The organism is Saccharothrix sp. NRRL B-16348, assembly GCF_001280085.1.
Lineage (GTDB): Bacteria > Actinomycetota > Actinomycetes > Mycobacteriales > Pseudonocardiaceae > Actinosynnema.
In genome coordinates, this window is sequence record NZ_LGED01000035.1 from 1 (window position 1) to 14,492 (window position 14,492).

Annotated in this window: 12 protein-coding genes; 4 read left to right on the forward strand and 8 right to left on the reverse strand. The window is 71.8% G+C overall.

All coding sequences use genetic code 11. From position 1 onward, the window contains the following. Window positions 1-2 precede the first annotated feature (2 nt). The 3 genes from ADK67_RS06355 to ADK67_RS06365 all read right to left on the reverse strand — a co-directional run bounded on the left by ADK67_RS06355 (window position 3) and on the right by ADK67_RS06365 (window position 5,299). On the reverse strand, window positions 3-3,383 hold the full coding sequence (locus tag ADK67_RS06355; protein ID WP_197289313.1) for a phosphodiester glycosidase family protein: 3,381 nt from the start codon (window positions 3,381-3,383) through the stop codon (window positions 3-5). 116 nt (window positions 3,384-3,499) lie between these two features. Then, window positions 3,500-4,492 (reverse strand): AraC family transcriptional regulator, encoded by a 993-nt coding sequence (locus ADK67_RS06360; RefSeq protein WP_053715548.1) that lies wholly within the window; start codon window positions 4,490-4,492, stop codon window positions 3,500-3,502. 249 nt (window positions 4,493-4,741) lie between these two features. Beyond that, a complete protein-coding gene (locus ADK67_RS06365; RefSeq protein ID WP_063797517.1) occupies window positions 4,742-5,299 on the reverse strand; it encodes a DM13 domain-containing protein in 558 nt (185 codons plus the stop codon). 123 nt (window positions 5,300-5,422) lie between these two features. Here ADK67_RS06365 and ADK67_RS06370 point away from each other — a divergent pair, with 123 nt between their 5' ends. Both ADK67_RS06370 and ADK67_RS06375 read left to right on the forward strand, forming a co-directional pair. Continuing rightward, window positions 5,423-5,818, forward strand: coding sequence for a hypothetical protein (locus ADK67_RS06370; RefSeq protein WP_053715450.1), 396 nt, complete (start codon window positions 5,423-5,425; stop codon window positions 5,816-5,818). After that, window positions 5,815-6,915, forward strand: a complete 1,101-nt coding sequence (locus ADK67_RS06375) for a winged helix DNA-binding domain-containing protein (protein WP_053715451.1) — start codon at window positions 5,815-5,817, stop codon at window positions 6,913-6,915. The genes ADK67_RS06370 and ADK67_RS06375 overlap by 4 nt, the downstream gene beginning before the upstream one ends. Window positions 6,916-6,939: 24 nt before the next feature. Here the strand turns inward: ADK67_RS06375 and ADK67_RS50520 are convergent, their stop codons facing one another. Next, on the reverse strand, window positions 6,940-7,383 hold the full coding sequence (locus ADK67_RS50520) for a hypothetical protein (RefSeq protein ID WP_157619970.1): 444 nt from the start codon (window positions 7,381-7,383) through the stop codon (window positions 6,940-6,942). A gap of 62 nt (window positions 7,384-7,445) precedes the next feature. On the opposite strand from ADK67_RS50520, the gene ADK67_RS06385 reads away from it, so the two are divergent. Then, a complete protein-coding gene (locus ADK67_RS06385) occupies window positions 7,446-8,528 on the forward strand; it encodes a GNAT family N-acetyltransferase (RefSeq protein WP_053715453.1) in 1,083 nt (360 codons plus the stop codon). A gap of 36 nt (window positions 8,529-8,564) precedes the next feature. Continuing rightward, the gene (locus ADK67_RS06390) at window positions 8,565-9,596 is read left to right on the forward strand and encodes a LacI family DNA-binding transcriptional regulator (RefSeq protein WP_082403270.1); all 1,032 of its coding nucleotides are present in this window, start codon (window positions 8,565-8,567) and stop codon (window positions 9,594-9,596) included. A gap of 80 nt (window positions 9,597-9,676) precedes the next feature. Here ADK67_RS06390 and ADK67_RS06395 read toward each other — a convergent pair whose 3' ends face one another. The 4 genes from ADK67_RS06395 to ADK67_RS06410 all read right to left on the reverse strand — a co-directional run bounded on the left by ADK67_RS06395 (window position 9,677) and on the right by ADK67_RS06410 (window position 14,194). Beyond that, a complete protein-coding gene (locus ADK67_RS06395; RefSeq protein WP_053715550.1) occupies window positions 9,677-11,095 on the reverse strand; it encodes a GH1 family beta-glucosidase in 1,419 nt (472 codons plus the stop codon). Window positions 11,096-11,103: 8 nt separating this feature from the next. Next, window positions 11,104-11,928: a carbohydrate ABC transporter permease gene (locus tag ADK67_RS06400; RefSeq protein WP_053715454.1), complete on the reverse strand. Its 825-nt coding sequence runs from the start codon at window positions 11,926-11,928 to the stop codon at window positions 11,104-11,106. A 5-nt stretch (window positions 11,929-11,933) separates the two neighbouring features. Then, window positions 11,934-12,848: a carbohydrate ABC transporter permease gene (locus ADK67_RS06405; protein ID WP_053715551.1), complete on the reverse strand. Its 915-nt coding sequence runs from the start codon at window positions 12,846-12,848 to the stop codon at window positions 11,934-11,936. A 62-nt stretch (window positions 12,849-12,910) separates the two neighbouring features. Further along, on the reverse strand, window positions 12,911-14,194 hold the full coding sequence (locus ADK67_RS06410) for an extracellular solute-binding protein (RefSeq protein ID WP_053715455.1): 1,284 nt from the start codon (window positions 14,192-14,194) through the stop codon (window positions 12,911-12,913). Between the last annotated feature and the right edge of the window lie 298 nt (window positions 14,195-14,492).

The following is a 14,492-nucleotide window of genomic DNA, read 5'->3' on the forward strand; positions in this document are numbered from 1 at the left end:
GGTCAGGCGGTGGCGCGGGGGCGGGTGGGGAGGGAGGTGGTGAGGTCGGTGCGTTGGGTTGTGCCGTTCACGGTCACCGCGACGGTCACGCGGCCGGGGCGCAGGGCGGTGAGCGCGCCGGTTGTCGGGTCCAGCCACGCGACGTGCCACGGGCGCAGGCCGGAGATCGGGCCCACGTGCAGGTTCGGGGAGCCCGACCAGTCCGCGGACACCGGGTAGGCCACCGGGACCTGCCGCGAGCCCTGCGTGACGGAAGCCGTGACGCGGACCGGCGCGCCCAGCCAGACCTCGGCGGGCGCGGTCAGCGTCAGGCCGTCCACGTGCGGTCGGATCTCGGCGGCCAGCCACGCGTCGCCGCGGCGCGGGTCCACGCCCAGCATGGTCCAGCCGGTGAACCCAGCGCGACCCGCCTCACCGGCGGGAGCCTTGCCCGAGTTGCCGTTGATCAGGTACGGCACGCCGTCGACCCGCGAAGCGTGGAACAGCCCCACGTGCGCCCCGATGAACGCCGCGCCCTTGCCGGTGTCGCGCCGGAACGCCGCCAGCCAGTCCTCGACCACGTCGGCCTCCTGCCGGTCGGTCAGCTGGCTGCCCTTGGTCGGCGTCGGGTCGCGCGGCGGGTGGTGCTCCATCACCACGACCGAGTTCACCGAACCGTGGTCGCGCAACGCGTCGCGCAGCATCACGGCCTGGTCGAACCCACCGCCGCGCAACGTCCCGGTGGACGAGTCCAGCAGCACGACCCTCGTGCCCTTGTGGTCGAAGACCCGGCTGGTGGTCCCGAACTCGCGCCGGAAGTTGTCGATCGTGCCCGGCCCCATGATCTCGTGGTTGCCCGGCACGTAGTACCAGGGCAGCTCGTCGCCGAGCTCCTCGGTCAGCAACCGCCGCGCCAGCGCCAGGTCCGCGGGCGACGCCTCGTCCACGAAATCGCCGTTGACGACCACGAAGTCCGGCCGCTGCGCCTTGATCTCGCGCAACGTCCGCCGCGCCGCGCGCACCAGCTCGCTGTCCGGGTTGCGCGCCACGAACTGCGCGTCGGACATCACCGCGAACCGCCACGGCCGGTCGGCGACCGTGCCGTCCTGCACCACGAACCGGTCGGCGGGCTCGTCCACCACCGGCAGGTCCACGGCGGGCGGCACCTTGGCCACGATGTCGTCCACGATCACCTCACCGGTGTACTGCCGGTCCGCCTTGGTCTCGATCGTGTAGAACCTGTTCACCCGCAAGGGGAACGCGAGCCCGGACGGCACCGGCACCTCCAGGTAACGCCACCCCGTCCAGGTGATGTAAGGCCCGTAGAGCGAACGGCTCAACCCGGACGAGTCGGTCACGGTGAACGCGGTCCACTCGCCGCGGCCGTGCCCGTAGACCCACGCGCCCAACGCCAACGGCTGCCCCTGCACCTCGATCGGCCGCGGCGGGATCGCGTAGGCCGTCCGCGTGCCGGTGGACTTCGAGAAGTCGTACGACATCCGCAGCCCCGCCCCGGTGCGCCCCTCGGACACCGGGGCCACCGAGCCGGAGCCCCGCGCCGAGCCGAACGTCCACGCCGCGCCGTCGTCGAACCCGGCGATCAGCCGTTCCTCCAGCCCCACGGTCACGGGCACGCGCACCACGTGCGACCCGACCCGCGCCACGACGGTCGTCGCGCCGGGCTTCACCGCCGTCACCCGCAAATCGCCGTTGGCGCCGGGGACGATGTCGATCACCGAGCGGTCGTAGTCCAGCTCCACGTCCGCGGGCTCGACCGGCGCGGTGAACCCGTCGCCGTCCCGCCCGACCACGCCGAACCCGCTCGTGCCGCCCACCTCGGGCAGGCTCAGCCTGCTCGTGGTCGCGGACAGCCCGGCCAGCGCGCCGAGCACGGTCAGCTCCACCTCTCCGGTCACGCCGCCGCGTTGCGCCACGGCCTTCGTCGTGCCGGGGCGCGACGCGTGGAACACACCGTCGGCGTCCACCCGTCCCACGTCGGCACGCGCCGTCCGCCACCGGTGCGCGTCGTCCCGCGCCGGGCCGTACGTCTCGTCGTGCCCGTCGGCCACCAGCCGCCGGGTCAGGCCGGGGAACACGCGTTCCGGGTGACCGCCCGGCACGGTGTCCGACCCGGGCGCGCCCCGCGGGTCGATCGCGGTGCGCACCCAGAAGCCGGTCAGCGCGCCGCTGCCGGTCGGCGCGTAGAGCGCGAGCCCGTTCGGCACGGGCCGCTCACCGCCGTCGGACGGCGTGTTCTCCAGCGCCGCGGTCTCCGCGCCGGGCGTGCGGGCGAGCAGGGTGGACGAGCCGCCGCCGTCGAGGTTGAGCGCGTTGTGGGCGCCCATCTCCTTCAGGATCGCGGCCACGTCCTGGAGGTTCAGCCCGAGCAGGTACGCGCCCTGCCGGCCGTCCACGGTGAGCAGGAACATCTTCTTGCCGTCGGCCGAGAAGCCGACCGCCGTGCGCGGGTGCAGCGGATCGGTGGGCGCGACGATCTCGCCGTCCTTGAGCAGCAGTTGGTTCCCGCCGATCGCGGCACGCAAGGCGCTGCCGTCGTCGGCCTTCGTCGTGTGCTCGACGGCGACCCGCTCCCCCACGGCCAACGCGGCGAGCGCGTCGGCGCCCGCCTCGCGGCCGACGAGCACCTGGCCGTCGGCGGGGATCGGGTCGTCGCCCGCCCGGTCACGCCGTTCGGCCACCACGCCCGCGCGCACCACGACCTCGGTCACGCGGGACGCGCCCTGCACGGCCCGCGCCCGGCTGTAGGAACCCCAGATCGGGTCGAACAGGCCGACGCCGCCGGACTCGATGGCGGCGCTGTTGAGCTGGTGGAGCCGGATGGACGTGCCGTCCTCGCGGGTGATCTTCCCGTCGAAGAACACCTCCATCACCCGGCCGACGCCCGCCGCGTCCAAGCCGACCGCGCGGCGGTGGCCGGCGACGGGCGACTTGACCGTGCGGCCGTCCTGGACGCCGACGCCGCGTGGCGCGTTCGAGTTGTTGATGTCGAAGAAGTCGCCGTTGACGGCGGCGACCGCGCGGGTCCGGTTCGCCTGCACGGACAGCGGCTCGGCGGCGGCCACCTGACCGGGGTGCAGGTACTCGACCTTCGTGCCCGCGGTGAGGTCGACGGTGAGCGCGTCGCCGCGGATCCACCCGCCCGCGCCGCCCGGCTCGTACCAGTCGAACGAGCTCAGCGACACGCCCGGCGCGACCGGGCGGGTGGTGCGGGCGGTCTCGATGCGGCGGGCGGGGTCGACGGCGGGCGCGACCGCGACACCCGGCAGGTCGACGACGGACGGCGACGTGGCGGGCGGCGGGTCGGCATGTGCCGGGGGCGTGGTCGCCGACAGGGCGAAGACCAGCGCCGCGGCCAGGGCGGCGGAACGAGGGCGTGGGAACACGGGCACTCCCGCAGGGATGGGTGAGGAACTTACGCGATGTAAGTCCACCGTGTTGACGATTCGCCGGACACGGCCGTTCGGCCGCAGTCGACGACGCGATCGGCCGTCCGGCGAGGTCAGCTAACCCCGCCGCCGCGGTAGGTGCCAGGACTGGTGCCCGTCCACCTCTTGAACGCCCGGTGAAATGCGCTCGCCTCGGAGAAACCCAGCCGCAGCGCCAGTTCCTCCACCGACTCGCCGCTGCGCACCAGGCTCGCCACGGCCTGGTCGCGCAGCAGCTGCTCGCGCACCTCGCGGAACGACGTGCCCTCGGCCGCCAGCTTCCGCCGCAACGTCGGCGCGCTCATCCCCAGCCGCGCGGCCACGTTCTCCAGGCCCACCACGCCGCCGCCGAGCATCCGCCGCACCTGGCTGGACGCGTCCGCGCCGTAATCGCGCCGGGACAGCAACTCGGCGGGCGAATTCCGCAGGAACCGCCGCAATGCGGCTTCGTCCTGCACCACGGGCATGCGCAAAAAGCGCGCGTCGAAAGTCAACGTCGTCGTGGGTGCGGAAAACCGCAGCGGAGCGCCGAAGATCAGGTGGTATTCCGCGCCGTGCGGCGGTTCGGGATAGGCGAGGTCGACCCCGCGCAACGGGATCCGCCTGCCGATCAACCACGACGAGAACCGGTGCCAGAGCACCAGCAGCGACTCGACCAGGAACCGGTCCGGGTCGTCCACGCCCGCCGTCGACAGGGTGAACGCCGCCACGCCGTCGCGCTCGCCCAACGCCATCGCCGGCCGCACGTCGAACAGCTCGTAGAACGCCAGACCGCGCCGCAGGGCGTCCCCCAGTGACGCGCAGTGCACGGCGAGCAGGCACATGGTCGGGAACGTGCCGCGCTTGCTCGGCTTCGGCCCCAGGCCCATGAACTCGTCGTCCAGCGCGTCCCACAGTGCCTGGATGAGCTTGGTGTACTGGGCGGGGGTGACGCGGGCGCGCTCGTCGGAGAGCAGCGCCTCGCCGATGCCCGCGGTCGCCAGGAGCCGCGCGACGTCGTGACCGCGCCGCACCGCGCCACGCAGCGCGGCGTTGACGTAGTGGATGGCGATGGTCCTGGTGAGCATCACTCACAGTGTGCATCACGGTCGCCCACAGGCCGTGAGCGGCGGCGCGGAACGGGGAGAGAAAGCGCCGCGCCGCCGCCAACGGTTGGCCCACCCCAGTGAGCCGGCTCCTCGTCGGTGGGGCATCCGCCCGCCCACCAACGAGGGACGTTGTGGTGCTACTACTGTATGTGGTCTAGACCAGATACGTCAATACGGCGAAAAGGCTATAAGTGGCACAAGCCACCGCGCATTTGTTTCGCCTATGTGTCAGCCCTGTTCCAACGGCGCTACCCCGAAGCCCGCGGAAAACCTCTTGCACCAGATCACGACGCTGCGAACGGCGCTCAGGTCGGTGCCGGCGGGCACCGCGTAGACCTGGTTGCCCCGATTCGCCTTCAGTTCACCCAGGTTCGTGAAACCGGAGCCGAATGCCGTCTCGGGCGAGTCCGATGCCTTGTCCGACAGGTACACGTAGAGGTCCGGTCCGTCGCTGGTGTCCAACGCCTCGAACTGCACCGCGTGACCACCTTCGGGCAAGCGGACCAACGTCGCGCTCCCGGTCGTGGCGTGCTCCAGCGAGCGGAACGGCCCGGAGGCCAGCGCGACCGGGCCCGCGGGCGGAGCCGGGGTCGTGGTGGTGGTCGGCGCCGTCGTCGTCGGCCCGGGCGCCGCCGAGGTCGTGCTCGTCGTCGTGGCCGGCAGCAGCAACGCCTCGTCGGCCGTCCGGTCGGTGAACAGCCGCCACGGCTGGAACAGGTACAGCCCCACCACCAGGGCGACCACCAGCACGCCGGCCACCCCGATCACCACTACCCGCTTGGACATCTCACGCCTTCCGAAGTCGACACCCGCTACCGGACAACTCTGGCGAACCGGACGCCCGTTCGTGGGCGAAACCCGCTTACGAAGTTCTGACGTCTGCCCGGCCGGCGTTGTTAGGGTCGCCGGGTGGGTGAACGGGCCGGGTTGGCGATCGTGTGCGCGCTCATGGTGGGCTGCGCCGCGTTCGGCCCGTTCCCGCACCCGGTGCCGCTGCTGTTCCTGATCGCCGCGGTCGGCGCCGCCAACGCCGCGTTCCCGTTGATGCGCACGTTCGGGTCCGCGCTGCTCGGCGGGGTCGCGGCGGCCAGCATCGGGCTGGCTTCCGTGCCGTACGTGACCTGCTCCTCGGACAAGTTCACGGACGTGTTCACCTGCACGGGTGACGCGCCGACCTGGCACATGACCGGCGCGGTGCTCGTGGCCGGGCTGTCCGGCGCCGGTCTCGTGCTGGCCCGCGTGCTGGGCACGGCGATGCTGGAGCGCAGGCTCGCGGCCGGGCGGGAGCGGGGTGACCGCCGGTGAGCGTGACGTGGCGGCAGGTCGCGGCCTGGCGGACCCGCAGGCACGGCCTCGACGCCCGGCGACCGGCCGGCGAGGCGTTGGACGTGGTGTCGCGGCTGTGCGGGCTGCACGCGCAGCTCATGTCGTCGGCCGAGGCGACGTTGGCCGCCCGCGTCGACGGGCTGCCGGACGACGCCGTCGAACGGGCGCTGTGGACCGACCGGACGCTGGTCAAGACGTGGTCGATGCGCGGCACGCTGCACCTGCTGCCTGCCGCCGAGTACCCGCTCTGGCAGGCCGGGTTCGCCACCTACCGGCACTACCTCAAGCCGGTGTGGCTGCGGAACTTCCACCTCACCGCCGACGAGCTGACCGCGCTGGTAGACGCGGTGGGCGAGGCGTTGGCGGACCGGGTGCTGACCCGCGCCGAGCTGGCCGACGAGGTCGCCGCGCGCACGTCCGCGCACCTCGGCGAGAAGCTGCGGGAGAGCTGGGGCGCGTACCTCAAGCCCGCGTCGTTCCAGGGCAGGCTGGTGTTCGGGCCCGGGGAGGGCCAGTTCGTCCGGTTCACGGCGCCGCGCACGTGGCTCGGGGTCGACCCGACGCCGTGGGAGGGCGCGGTCGAGGAGGTCGCGCTGCGGTTCCTGGCCCAGCAGGGGCCCGCGACCAGGGAGGACTTCGCGCGGTGGTGGGGCGTGAGCCCGGCGGACGGCGGACGGGTGTTCAAGGCGTTGGGTGACCGGATCGAGCCCGTGGACGTCGAGGGCGCGGCTCATTGGGCGCGGGCGGAGGACGTCGAGAGTTTGCGCACGGCGGAGCCGGTGAAGACCGTGCGGCTGCTGCCCGCGTTCGACCAGTACGTCGTCGCGGCGACACGGCACGCCACGCACCTCCTCGATGGTGGGTCGCCCGAAAAGGTGTACCGACCGCAGGGATGGCTGTCCCCGGTACTCATGGTGAACGGGATGCTGGCCGGCGTCTGGTCGCAGGAGCGCAAGGGCGGCCGGGTGGCCGTCACCGTGGAGCCGTTCCGCTCGTTGTCCGCTGCGGCACGGAAAGCCGTGCTCAACGAGGTGGACCGGCTGACGGGCCCGACCGAGGTGCACTGGGTCGGTTGAGACCGGTCCGGCGGACGGTACTGTTCAGCCGCTCACCGTTGCGCCACAAGTACGTTCTGTTAGGAGGCTTGCTGTGCGGGTGCTGTGGGCCACGTGCGGTTTGGCCGTGGCGGCGTCGGCGCTGGTCGGTGTCCTCATCGGGGTGTACCTCGACGGGGTGAACGACGAGCAGCAGGCCGACACCCCCGCCTCGACGTGGATCACCGGTCGACCGTCGACGAGCAGCTCCACCACGCCACCGAGCTCCGTCACCACGGACGCCATCTCGTCGCCGCCCACCTCGACCACCACGGTCCGGACCACCACGACGACGCCGCCACCGGCCGCGCCGCCACCACCGCCGGACACCTCGACCCAGGCACCGACGACGACCACCACGACCACGACGGTGAAGAACACCGAGTGGCCGTGCAGCCCGCTCAACCCGCTGCCGCCGCCGCACTGCCGGGACTGAGCGCGCGGGGCCATCCCTCACGTCGCCGAAACGCCCACGTCCCCCCACCGCAACGTGAGCCGAGCAGCCTGGTCGCATGGACACCACACCGAAGACCTGGCGGCTTCGCGTCGAGTTGGACGACAGTCCCGGCGCCCTGGCGCGGGTGACCGTCCGGCTGGCGCACCAGGACTGCAACGTGCTGGCCCTGTCCGTGATGCCGGTGCCGGGCGGCGTCCTCGACGAGCTCGTGGTCCAGGCCGGGCCGGGCGTGCTGCCCGCGGACCTGGTCGACGCGGTGCGCGCCGAGGGCGGGCGGTGCGTCGGCATCACCGCCGCCGACGTGCGCGACCTGGTCGACGCGCCGACCGCGGCCCTGCGCGCCGCCGCCCGTGCCCTGCGCGACCCGAGCACGACCGCCGAGGCGCTGCGCACCGTCCTGGGCGCCGACTCGGTCACCATCGAACCGGACGACGCCGAACCGGTCGCGTCGGCCGTTCTCCAGACGACCTCGTCCGCGATCGGCGGAGCAGCGGCAATCAAACGGGGCTGGGCTCCGTTCACGCAGGTGGAGTTGGCCCGCGGGGAGGCGCTGATCGACCTGCTGTCCGCCGCGGGCGTGGCGGCGCCCCGGCCGACCGCGCTGCTGACCGACGACGGCATGGCGCTCGTGCTGCGGCCCGGCCGTGCGGGCGACGAAGAAGCAGTCGCCGAGCTGCACTCCCGATGCTCGATGGGCACCCTGTTCAACCGCTACCACTCGGGTATGCGGACCGTGCCGAGGCGGTGGCTGCACCGGCTGCTCAGCCCGCCGCGCGGCAGCACCGTGGTGGCGCAGTGCGCGGACCGGGTGGTCGCCATGGGCCAGCTCATCCCGATGTCCACTCCGGACAGCGCCGAGGTGTCGTTGCTGGTCGAGGACGGGTGGCAGGGTCGCGGGGTGGGCACCGCGCTGCTCGGCTCGCTGGCCGGCGCGGCCCGGGCGGCGGGGTACCGGGAGCTGGTCGGCTGGTGCCTGCCCGCGGAGACCGGGCTGGTCCGCACCGCGGCCCGAGCCGGGCTGCCGACCTCGGTGCGCCGCGAGGACGGGTTGCTGCGGGTCTCGATCGCCGCCGACGGCCCGCGCGTCACCGCTCCGGGTCCCGTTGAGAGCGCTTCCCGGCAGGTCGCCTCCGGCTAAGCTGGGTTGGTAGGCGATCGTCGAGGAGTGGTGCTCGTGTCGGTTCAATCGCACTCAGGCGCGCGGCCCACGCTGGAGGACGTGGCGGCCAAGGCCGGCGTCTCGCGTGCGACGGCGTCGCGGGTGCTCAACGCGTCGCCCAGGGTGAGCCCGGAGGCGCACGAGGCGGTCACGGCGGCGGTGATGGAGTTGGGCTACCAGCCGAACCAGGCCGCGCGGGCGCTCGTGACCAGGCGTTCCGGCGCGGTGGCGGTGGTGTTCTCCGAGCCCGAGCCGAAGATCTTCGACGACCCCCACTTCGCGTGGCTGATCCGCTCGGCGGCGCGGTCGCTGGCCGACGCGGACGTGCAGATGGTGCTCATGCTGGTGCACTCGACGCAGGACCAGGCCCGCGCCGAGCGGTTCCTGGCCGGCGGGCACGTGGACGGCGCGTTGTTGTTCGCGCCGCACAAGGGCGACCAGCTGCCGACGGTGGCGCGCAAGCTGCCGCTGCCGGTGGTGTACGCGGGCCGGCCGTGGGGCTCGCTGCGCGGGCTGCACACCGTCGACCACGACAACGAGGGCGGCGGGCTCCTGGCCACCGAGCACCTGATCTCGTTGGGGCGCAAGAAGGTCGTCTCGGTGACGGGCCCGTTGGACGAGCACTCGGCGATGGACCGGCTGGCCGGCTGGCGCACGGCGGTCGGCGCGGACGACGAGACCACGGCGTCGATGACGGCGGACGGCGGCTTCTCCCGCGAGGGCGGCAAGAAGGCGATGGAGGCGTTGCTGGCCCGCGTGCCTGATCTGGACGCGGTGTTCGTGGCGTCGGACCACATGGCCGCCGGGGTGCTGGACGCGTTGCGCGAGGCGGGCAAGCGGGTGCCGGAGGACGTGGCCGTCGTCGGGTTCGACGACCACCCGATGATCGCGCCGCACACCACGCCGTCGTTGACCAGCGTTCGGCAGGACACCAGCGCGCAGGTCCGGCACATGGTGACCCACCTGCTGCGGCTGCTGCGCGGCGAGACGATCCGGGCGCGGCGCGAGGTCCTGCCCACGATGCTGGTCCGCCGCGAGTCCGCTTAGTCCGAGTTGTCCGCTTGGCCGGCGTCGGGAGAGCGCCGGTCGGGGGCCGCCGCGGCGACATGCGGCCCCCGACCGACTGGTCACGGCAGGTCGTAGCCGGTGGCCGGGACGGCGTTGGCGCCGATCACCTCGGCCAGCGTCCTGCCGCTCCGCTTCACCGTGCGCACCTGGGTGTCGTAGTCCACGTGCACGATGCCGAACCGCTGGCTGTACCCCGCCGCCCACTCGAAGTTGTCCAGCAGCGACCACGCGAAGTACCCGCGCACGTCGACGCCCGCCGCGATGGCCTCGTGCACCGCGCGCAGGTGGTCGACCAGGTACCGGGTGCGGTCCTCGTCCACCACCTCGCCGTCCCGGACCACGTCCGGGAACGCCGACCCGTTCTCCGTGATCACGAGCGGCAGGCCCACGTCGCGCTGGAGGCGGGCCAGCAGGTCGGTGAGGCCGCGCGCGTCGACCTCCCAGCCGAACCCGGTCACCTCGCCGCGCGGCGGCAGGAACTCCACGCCGCGCAGGCCCGGGAACGGCCCGCCGCTCACCGCGAGCGGGTCGGCCGCAGCGGCGACGCGGGTCGGGCTGTAGTAGTTCACGCCCATCCAGTCGATCGGCGCGGCGATCACGTCCAGGTCGCCGTCGCGCACCACGGCCGTCCAGTCACCCAGCCACGCGGTGTCCTCGACGACGTCCCGCGGGTAGCCGCGACCGCCCAACGGGTCGAGGAACAGCCGGTTCTGCAGGCCGTCGACCTTGCGGGCCGCGTCCAGCTGCGAGTCGTCGTCCACCGCCAGCGCGCAGAAGTTCAGCACGATGGAGAGCTCGTGGTCGTCCGGCGCCTGGTCCCGCATCAGCTGCACGGCCAGGCCGTGCCCGAGCATGAGGTGGTGCGCGGCCTCCAGCGACGCCTTCGGGTCGACCACGCCCGGCGCGTGGATGCCGCTGGCGTACCCGAGGAACGCCGAGCACCACGGCTCGTTCAACGTGGTCCACTGCCGCACCCGGTCGCCCAGGTGCTCGTGCGACAGCGCCGCGTACTCGGCGAACCGGTAGGCCGTGTCACGGTTGCGCCAACCTCCGTTGTCCTCCAACGCCTGCGGCAGGTCCCAGTGGTACAGCGTGACCACCGGCTGGATGCCCCGGCCGAGCAGCTCGTCCACCAGCCGGTCGTAGAACGCCAGCCCCCTCGGCTCGACGCGGCCCGCGCCGACCGGCTGGATGCGCGGCCACGCCAGCGAGAACCGGTAGGCGCCCAGGCCGAGCTCCGCCATCAGCTCCACGTCGGCCGGGTAGCGGTGGTAGTGGTCGCACGCCGGGTCGCCGGTGTGGCCCTCGTGCACCGCGCCCGGTGTGGCCGCGAACGTGTCCCAAATGGACGGACCGCGACCGTCAACGCCGGTCGCGCCCTCGATCTGGAAGGACGCCGTCGCCGCTCCCCACAGGAAATCCGGTGGGAAGCGCAGCAGGTCCCGCCCGACCTCGGTGTCCGGGTCGGTTGTCGTCATCTCCGAGTTCACCCCTTCACAGCGCCCTGCATGATCCCGCCGACGATCTGCCGCGCCAGCAGGATGAAGATCCCCACGACCGGCAGCACCGCGAGCGACGCGCCGGAGAGCATGAGCGAGTAGTCCGTGTAGTAGCCGCTGGCCAGCGTCGACAATGCCACCTGGACCGTGGGGCTGTCGTTCGGGTCCAGCACGATCAGCGGCCAGAAGAAGTCGTTCCACGCGGTCATGAACGTGAACATGCCCATCACCGCCGCCTGCGGGCGCACCGCCGGGAACGCCACGTGCCAGAACGTCTTGAGCACCGAGCAGCCGTCCACCCGTGCCGCCTCGATCAGCTCGTACGGCACGGACTCCTCGCACGCCTGCCGCATCCAGAACACCGAGAACGCGCCGATCAACGCGGGCACGATCACCGCCTGGAGCGTGCCGTACCAGTCGAGGTCCGACATCAGCATGTACAGCGGGATGACGCCGAGCTGCGTGGGCACCATCGACGTGCCGACCACGATGAGGAACAGCGAGTTGCCGCCCCGGAACCGCAGCCGGGCGAACGCGAACCCCGCCAACGTGCCGAGCACGACGTTGCTGATCGCCACCGTGCCCGCGACCACCATCGAGTTCTGCATCGCGAGCCAGAAGTCGACGGTGTCGAACACCCTGGTCAGGTTGTCGATCAGGTTCCCGCCCGGGATCAGCGATGGCACCGCGTCGCCCAACGCGGAGTTGTCCTTGCTGGCGATGAGGAACGAGTAGTACAGCGGGAACACCGACGCGAGCAGGATCACCACCAGCACGGCGTAGGCGAGCGGCCCGGCCTTCGTGAAGCGCATGGCCCTCACCCCTTCGACGCGATGCGCCGCGCCACCGTGAAGTTGACGACCGCGACCACCAGGATCACCAGGAACAGCACCCACGCGATGGCCGACGAGTACCCCGCGTCGAACAACCGGAAGCCCTTCTCGTACAGGTACATCACCAGGGTCTGGAACTGCCGGTCGTCACCGCCGGTGCCGGTCGCCGTGCCGCCCGGGTCGAACAGCTGCGGCTCCACGAACAGCTGCATGCCGCCGATGGTCGACACGATGACGGTGAACAGGATCGTCGGCCGGATGCTCGGCACGGTGATCGACCAGAACACCCGCCAGCGGGACGCTCCGTCCAGCATCGCCGACTCGTACATGTCCTTGGGCACGGACTGCATCGCGGCCAGGTAGATCAGCGCGTTGTAGCCGGTCCACCGCCACATCACCATCGAGCTGATCGCCAGGTGCGAGGCCCACGTCGAAGCGCGCCAGTCGACCGGGTCGACGCCGACGAAGCCGAGCAGGGCGTTGACGATGCCGAAGTCGCGGCCGTACAGCTGCGCGAACACGAGCGCCACCGCGGCCACCGAGATCACGTTCGGCAGCAGCACGCCCGCGCGCCAGAACGCCCGGCCGCGCAGGCCGCGGTCGAGCAGGGCGGCCAGCCCGAGCGCGGCGAACAGCTGCGGGATCGTGGAGAGCAGGAACAGGCTGACCGTGTTGCCCAGCGCGTTCCAGAAGTTCTTGTCCGACAGCAGTTCGGTGTAGTTGGCCAGGCCGGTGAAGCCCTGGTCGCCGTCGATGAGCTGCCACTCGTGCAGCGACACCCACGCGGTGTACAGCAGCGGGTAGAGGCCGAAGATCCCGAACACCACGAAGAACGGCGCGACGATGACGTACGGCGTGTACTTCGTGTCGAGCCGGCCGAGCTTGTCCCGCCACGACAGGCGCTGCGCCGGCGGCGGGAGGGGCGTCGTGCCCCGTCCCGCCGCCCGTTCCGGTGCGACCGTCACTTGGCGGCGTCCCGCGCTTCCTGGACGGCCTGGTCGAACGCGTCCGAAGTGGACTGCTTGCCCGTCTCCACGCGCGAGAGGGCGTTGTTGAAGACCGGCGTCACCTTGGAGTCCTTGGTGCCGCGGTACGTGGGCTTCAGGTTCTCCGCGGAGTTGCCGAAGATCTGGCCGACGGGCGCGGAGTTGAAGTACTCGTTCTTGGTCGAGGTGACCTCGGGGTCCTGGTACGCGGCGGGCTCGCTGGGCAGGTTGCCGGTCTCCTTGAAGATCCGCTTCTGCTGCTCGGGCGCGGTCAGCCACTTGGCCAGCTCGTAGGCTTCCTTGGGGTGCTTGCCCTGCTTGGGCACGGCCAGGAACGAGCCGCCCCAGTTGCCGCCGCCACCGGGCGCGGCGGCCACGTCCCACTTGCCCGCGGCCTCGTCGCCCGCGCCGGCCTTGATCAGGGCGAGCGCCCAGGCCGGGCAGGTGGTGGTGGCGAAGGACGCCTGCTTGAGCGCGACGTTCCAGTCCTGGCTGAACGGGGCCAGCGCGCCGGTCTGCTTCTTCTCGCCCAGGCTCGCGGCGAGCGTGAAGGCCTGCTTGACCTTGTCGTTGCGGTCGCCGATGAACGAGTCGTCGGCCTTGGCGAAGTAGCCCTCCTCGGTCTGGTCGAGGATCGCCTTGTAGACGTTCTGGGCGGTGTCGACGAACTTCACGTTCGGCGTCTTCCGGGTGAAGGTGTCCGCGACCTTCAGGTAGTCCTGCCAGGTCGGCCACAGCTTGCCGACGTCCTCGCGGTCGGTGGGCAGGCCGGCGGCCTCGAACAGGTCACGCCGGTAGCAGAGCGCGAGGCTGCCCATGTCGGTGCCGAGGCCGAGCACGAAGTTCCCGCCGTCGGTGGTGCCCTGGTTCCACTTCCAGGCCGCCCACTGGCCCTCAAGCTCCTTGGCGCCGTGGTCCGCGAGGTTGACGAACTTGTCCTTGGACTGGCGGAACTGCGTGATGTTGCCTTCCTCGATCGCCACGATGTCGGCGGCGCCCCGACCACCCGCGAGCTGCGTGGCGAGCTGCGTGTGGTGCTGCTCCATCTTGACCGTGCGCTGCTCGATCTCGATGTCCGGGTGCGCGGCCTGGTACTCCTTGATCAGGTTGGTGTAGCCGAAGTCGGAGAAGATCCCGATCGACAGCTTGATCTTGCCGTCGCCCGCGTCACCTCCCCCGCCACCACACCCGGCCACCAGGGCGGCGGCCAACGCCACCGCGGTGATCGACGTCGTCCGGCCGACCAGAGTCCTGCTCATCCGTCCTCCTCGACGCGCTCGCCGGGCTCGGACCCGACGTCATGAGAGCGCTCTCACAGTCGTGAGTCACGGTCCGCGCTGTCAACCCGGGAAGGACCGGTCGACACCGTTCCGCAACATTCTGAAGCGCTCTCGTGCGCCGACCGTGACAGTCGCGCGACGTTCCGTGAGCCCGGCGGCGGGTCGTTCGAAGCCGGGTGGCCCGGCCCTCGCCCGGGCCACCCCGCACCCTGTTAGAGGGGATTCGACGTCGGATGTGACGCGCTCTCGAAAGAATTCCTGTGACCCGCGTCGCACT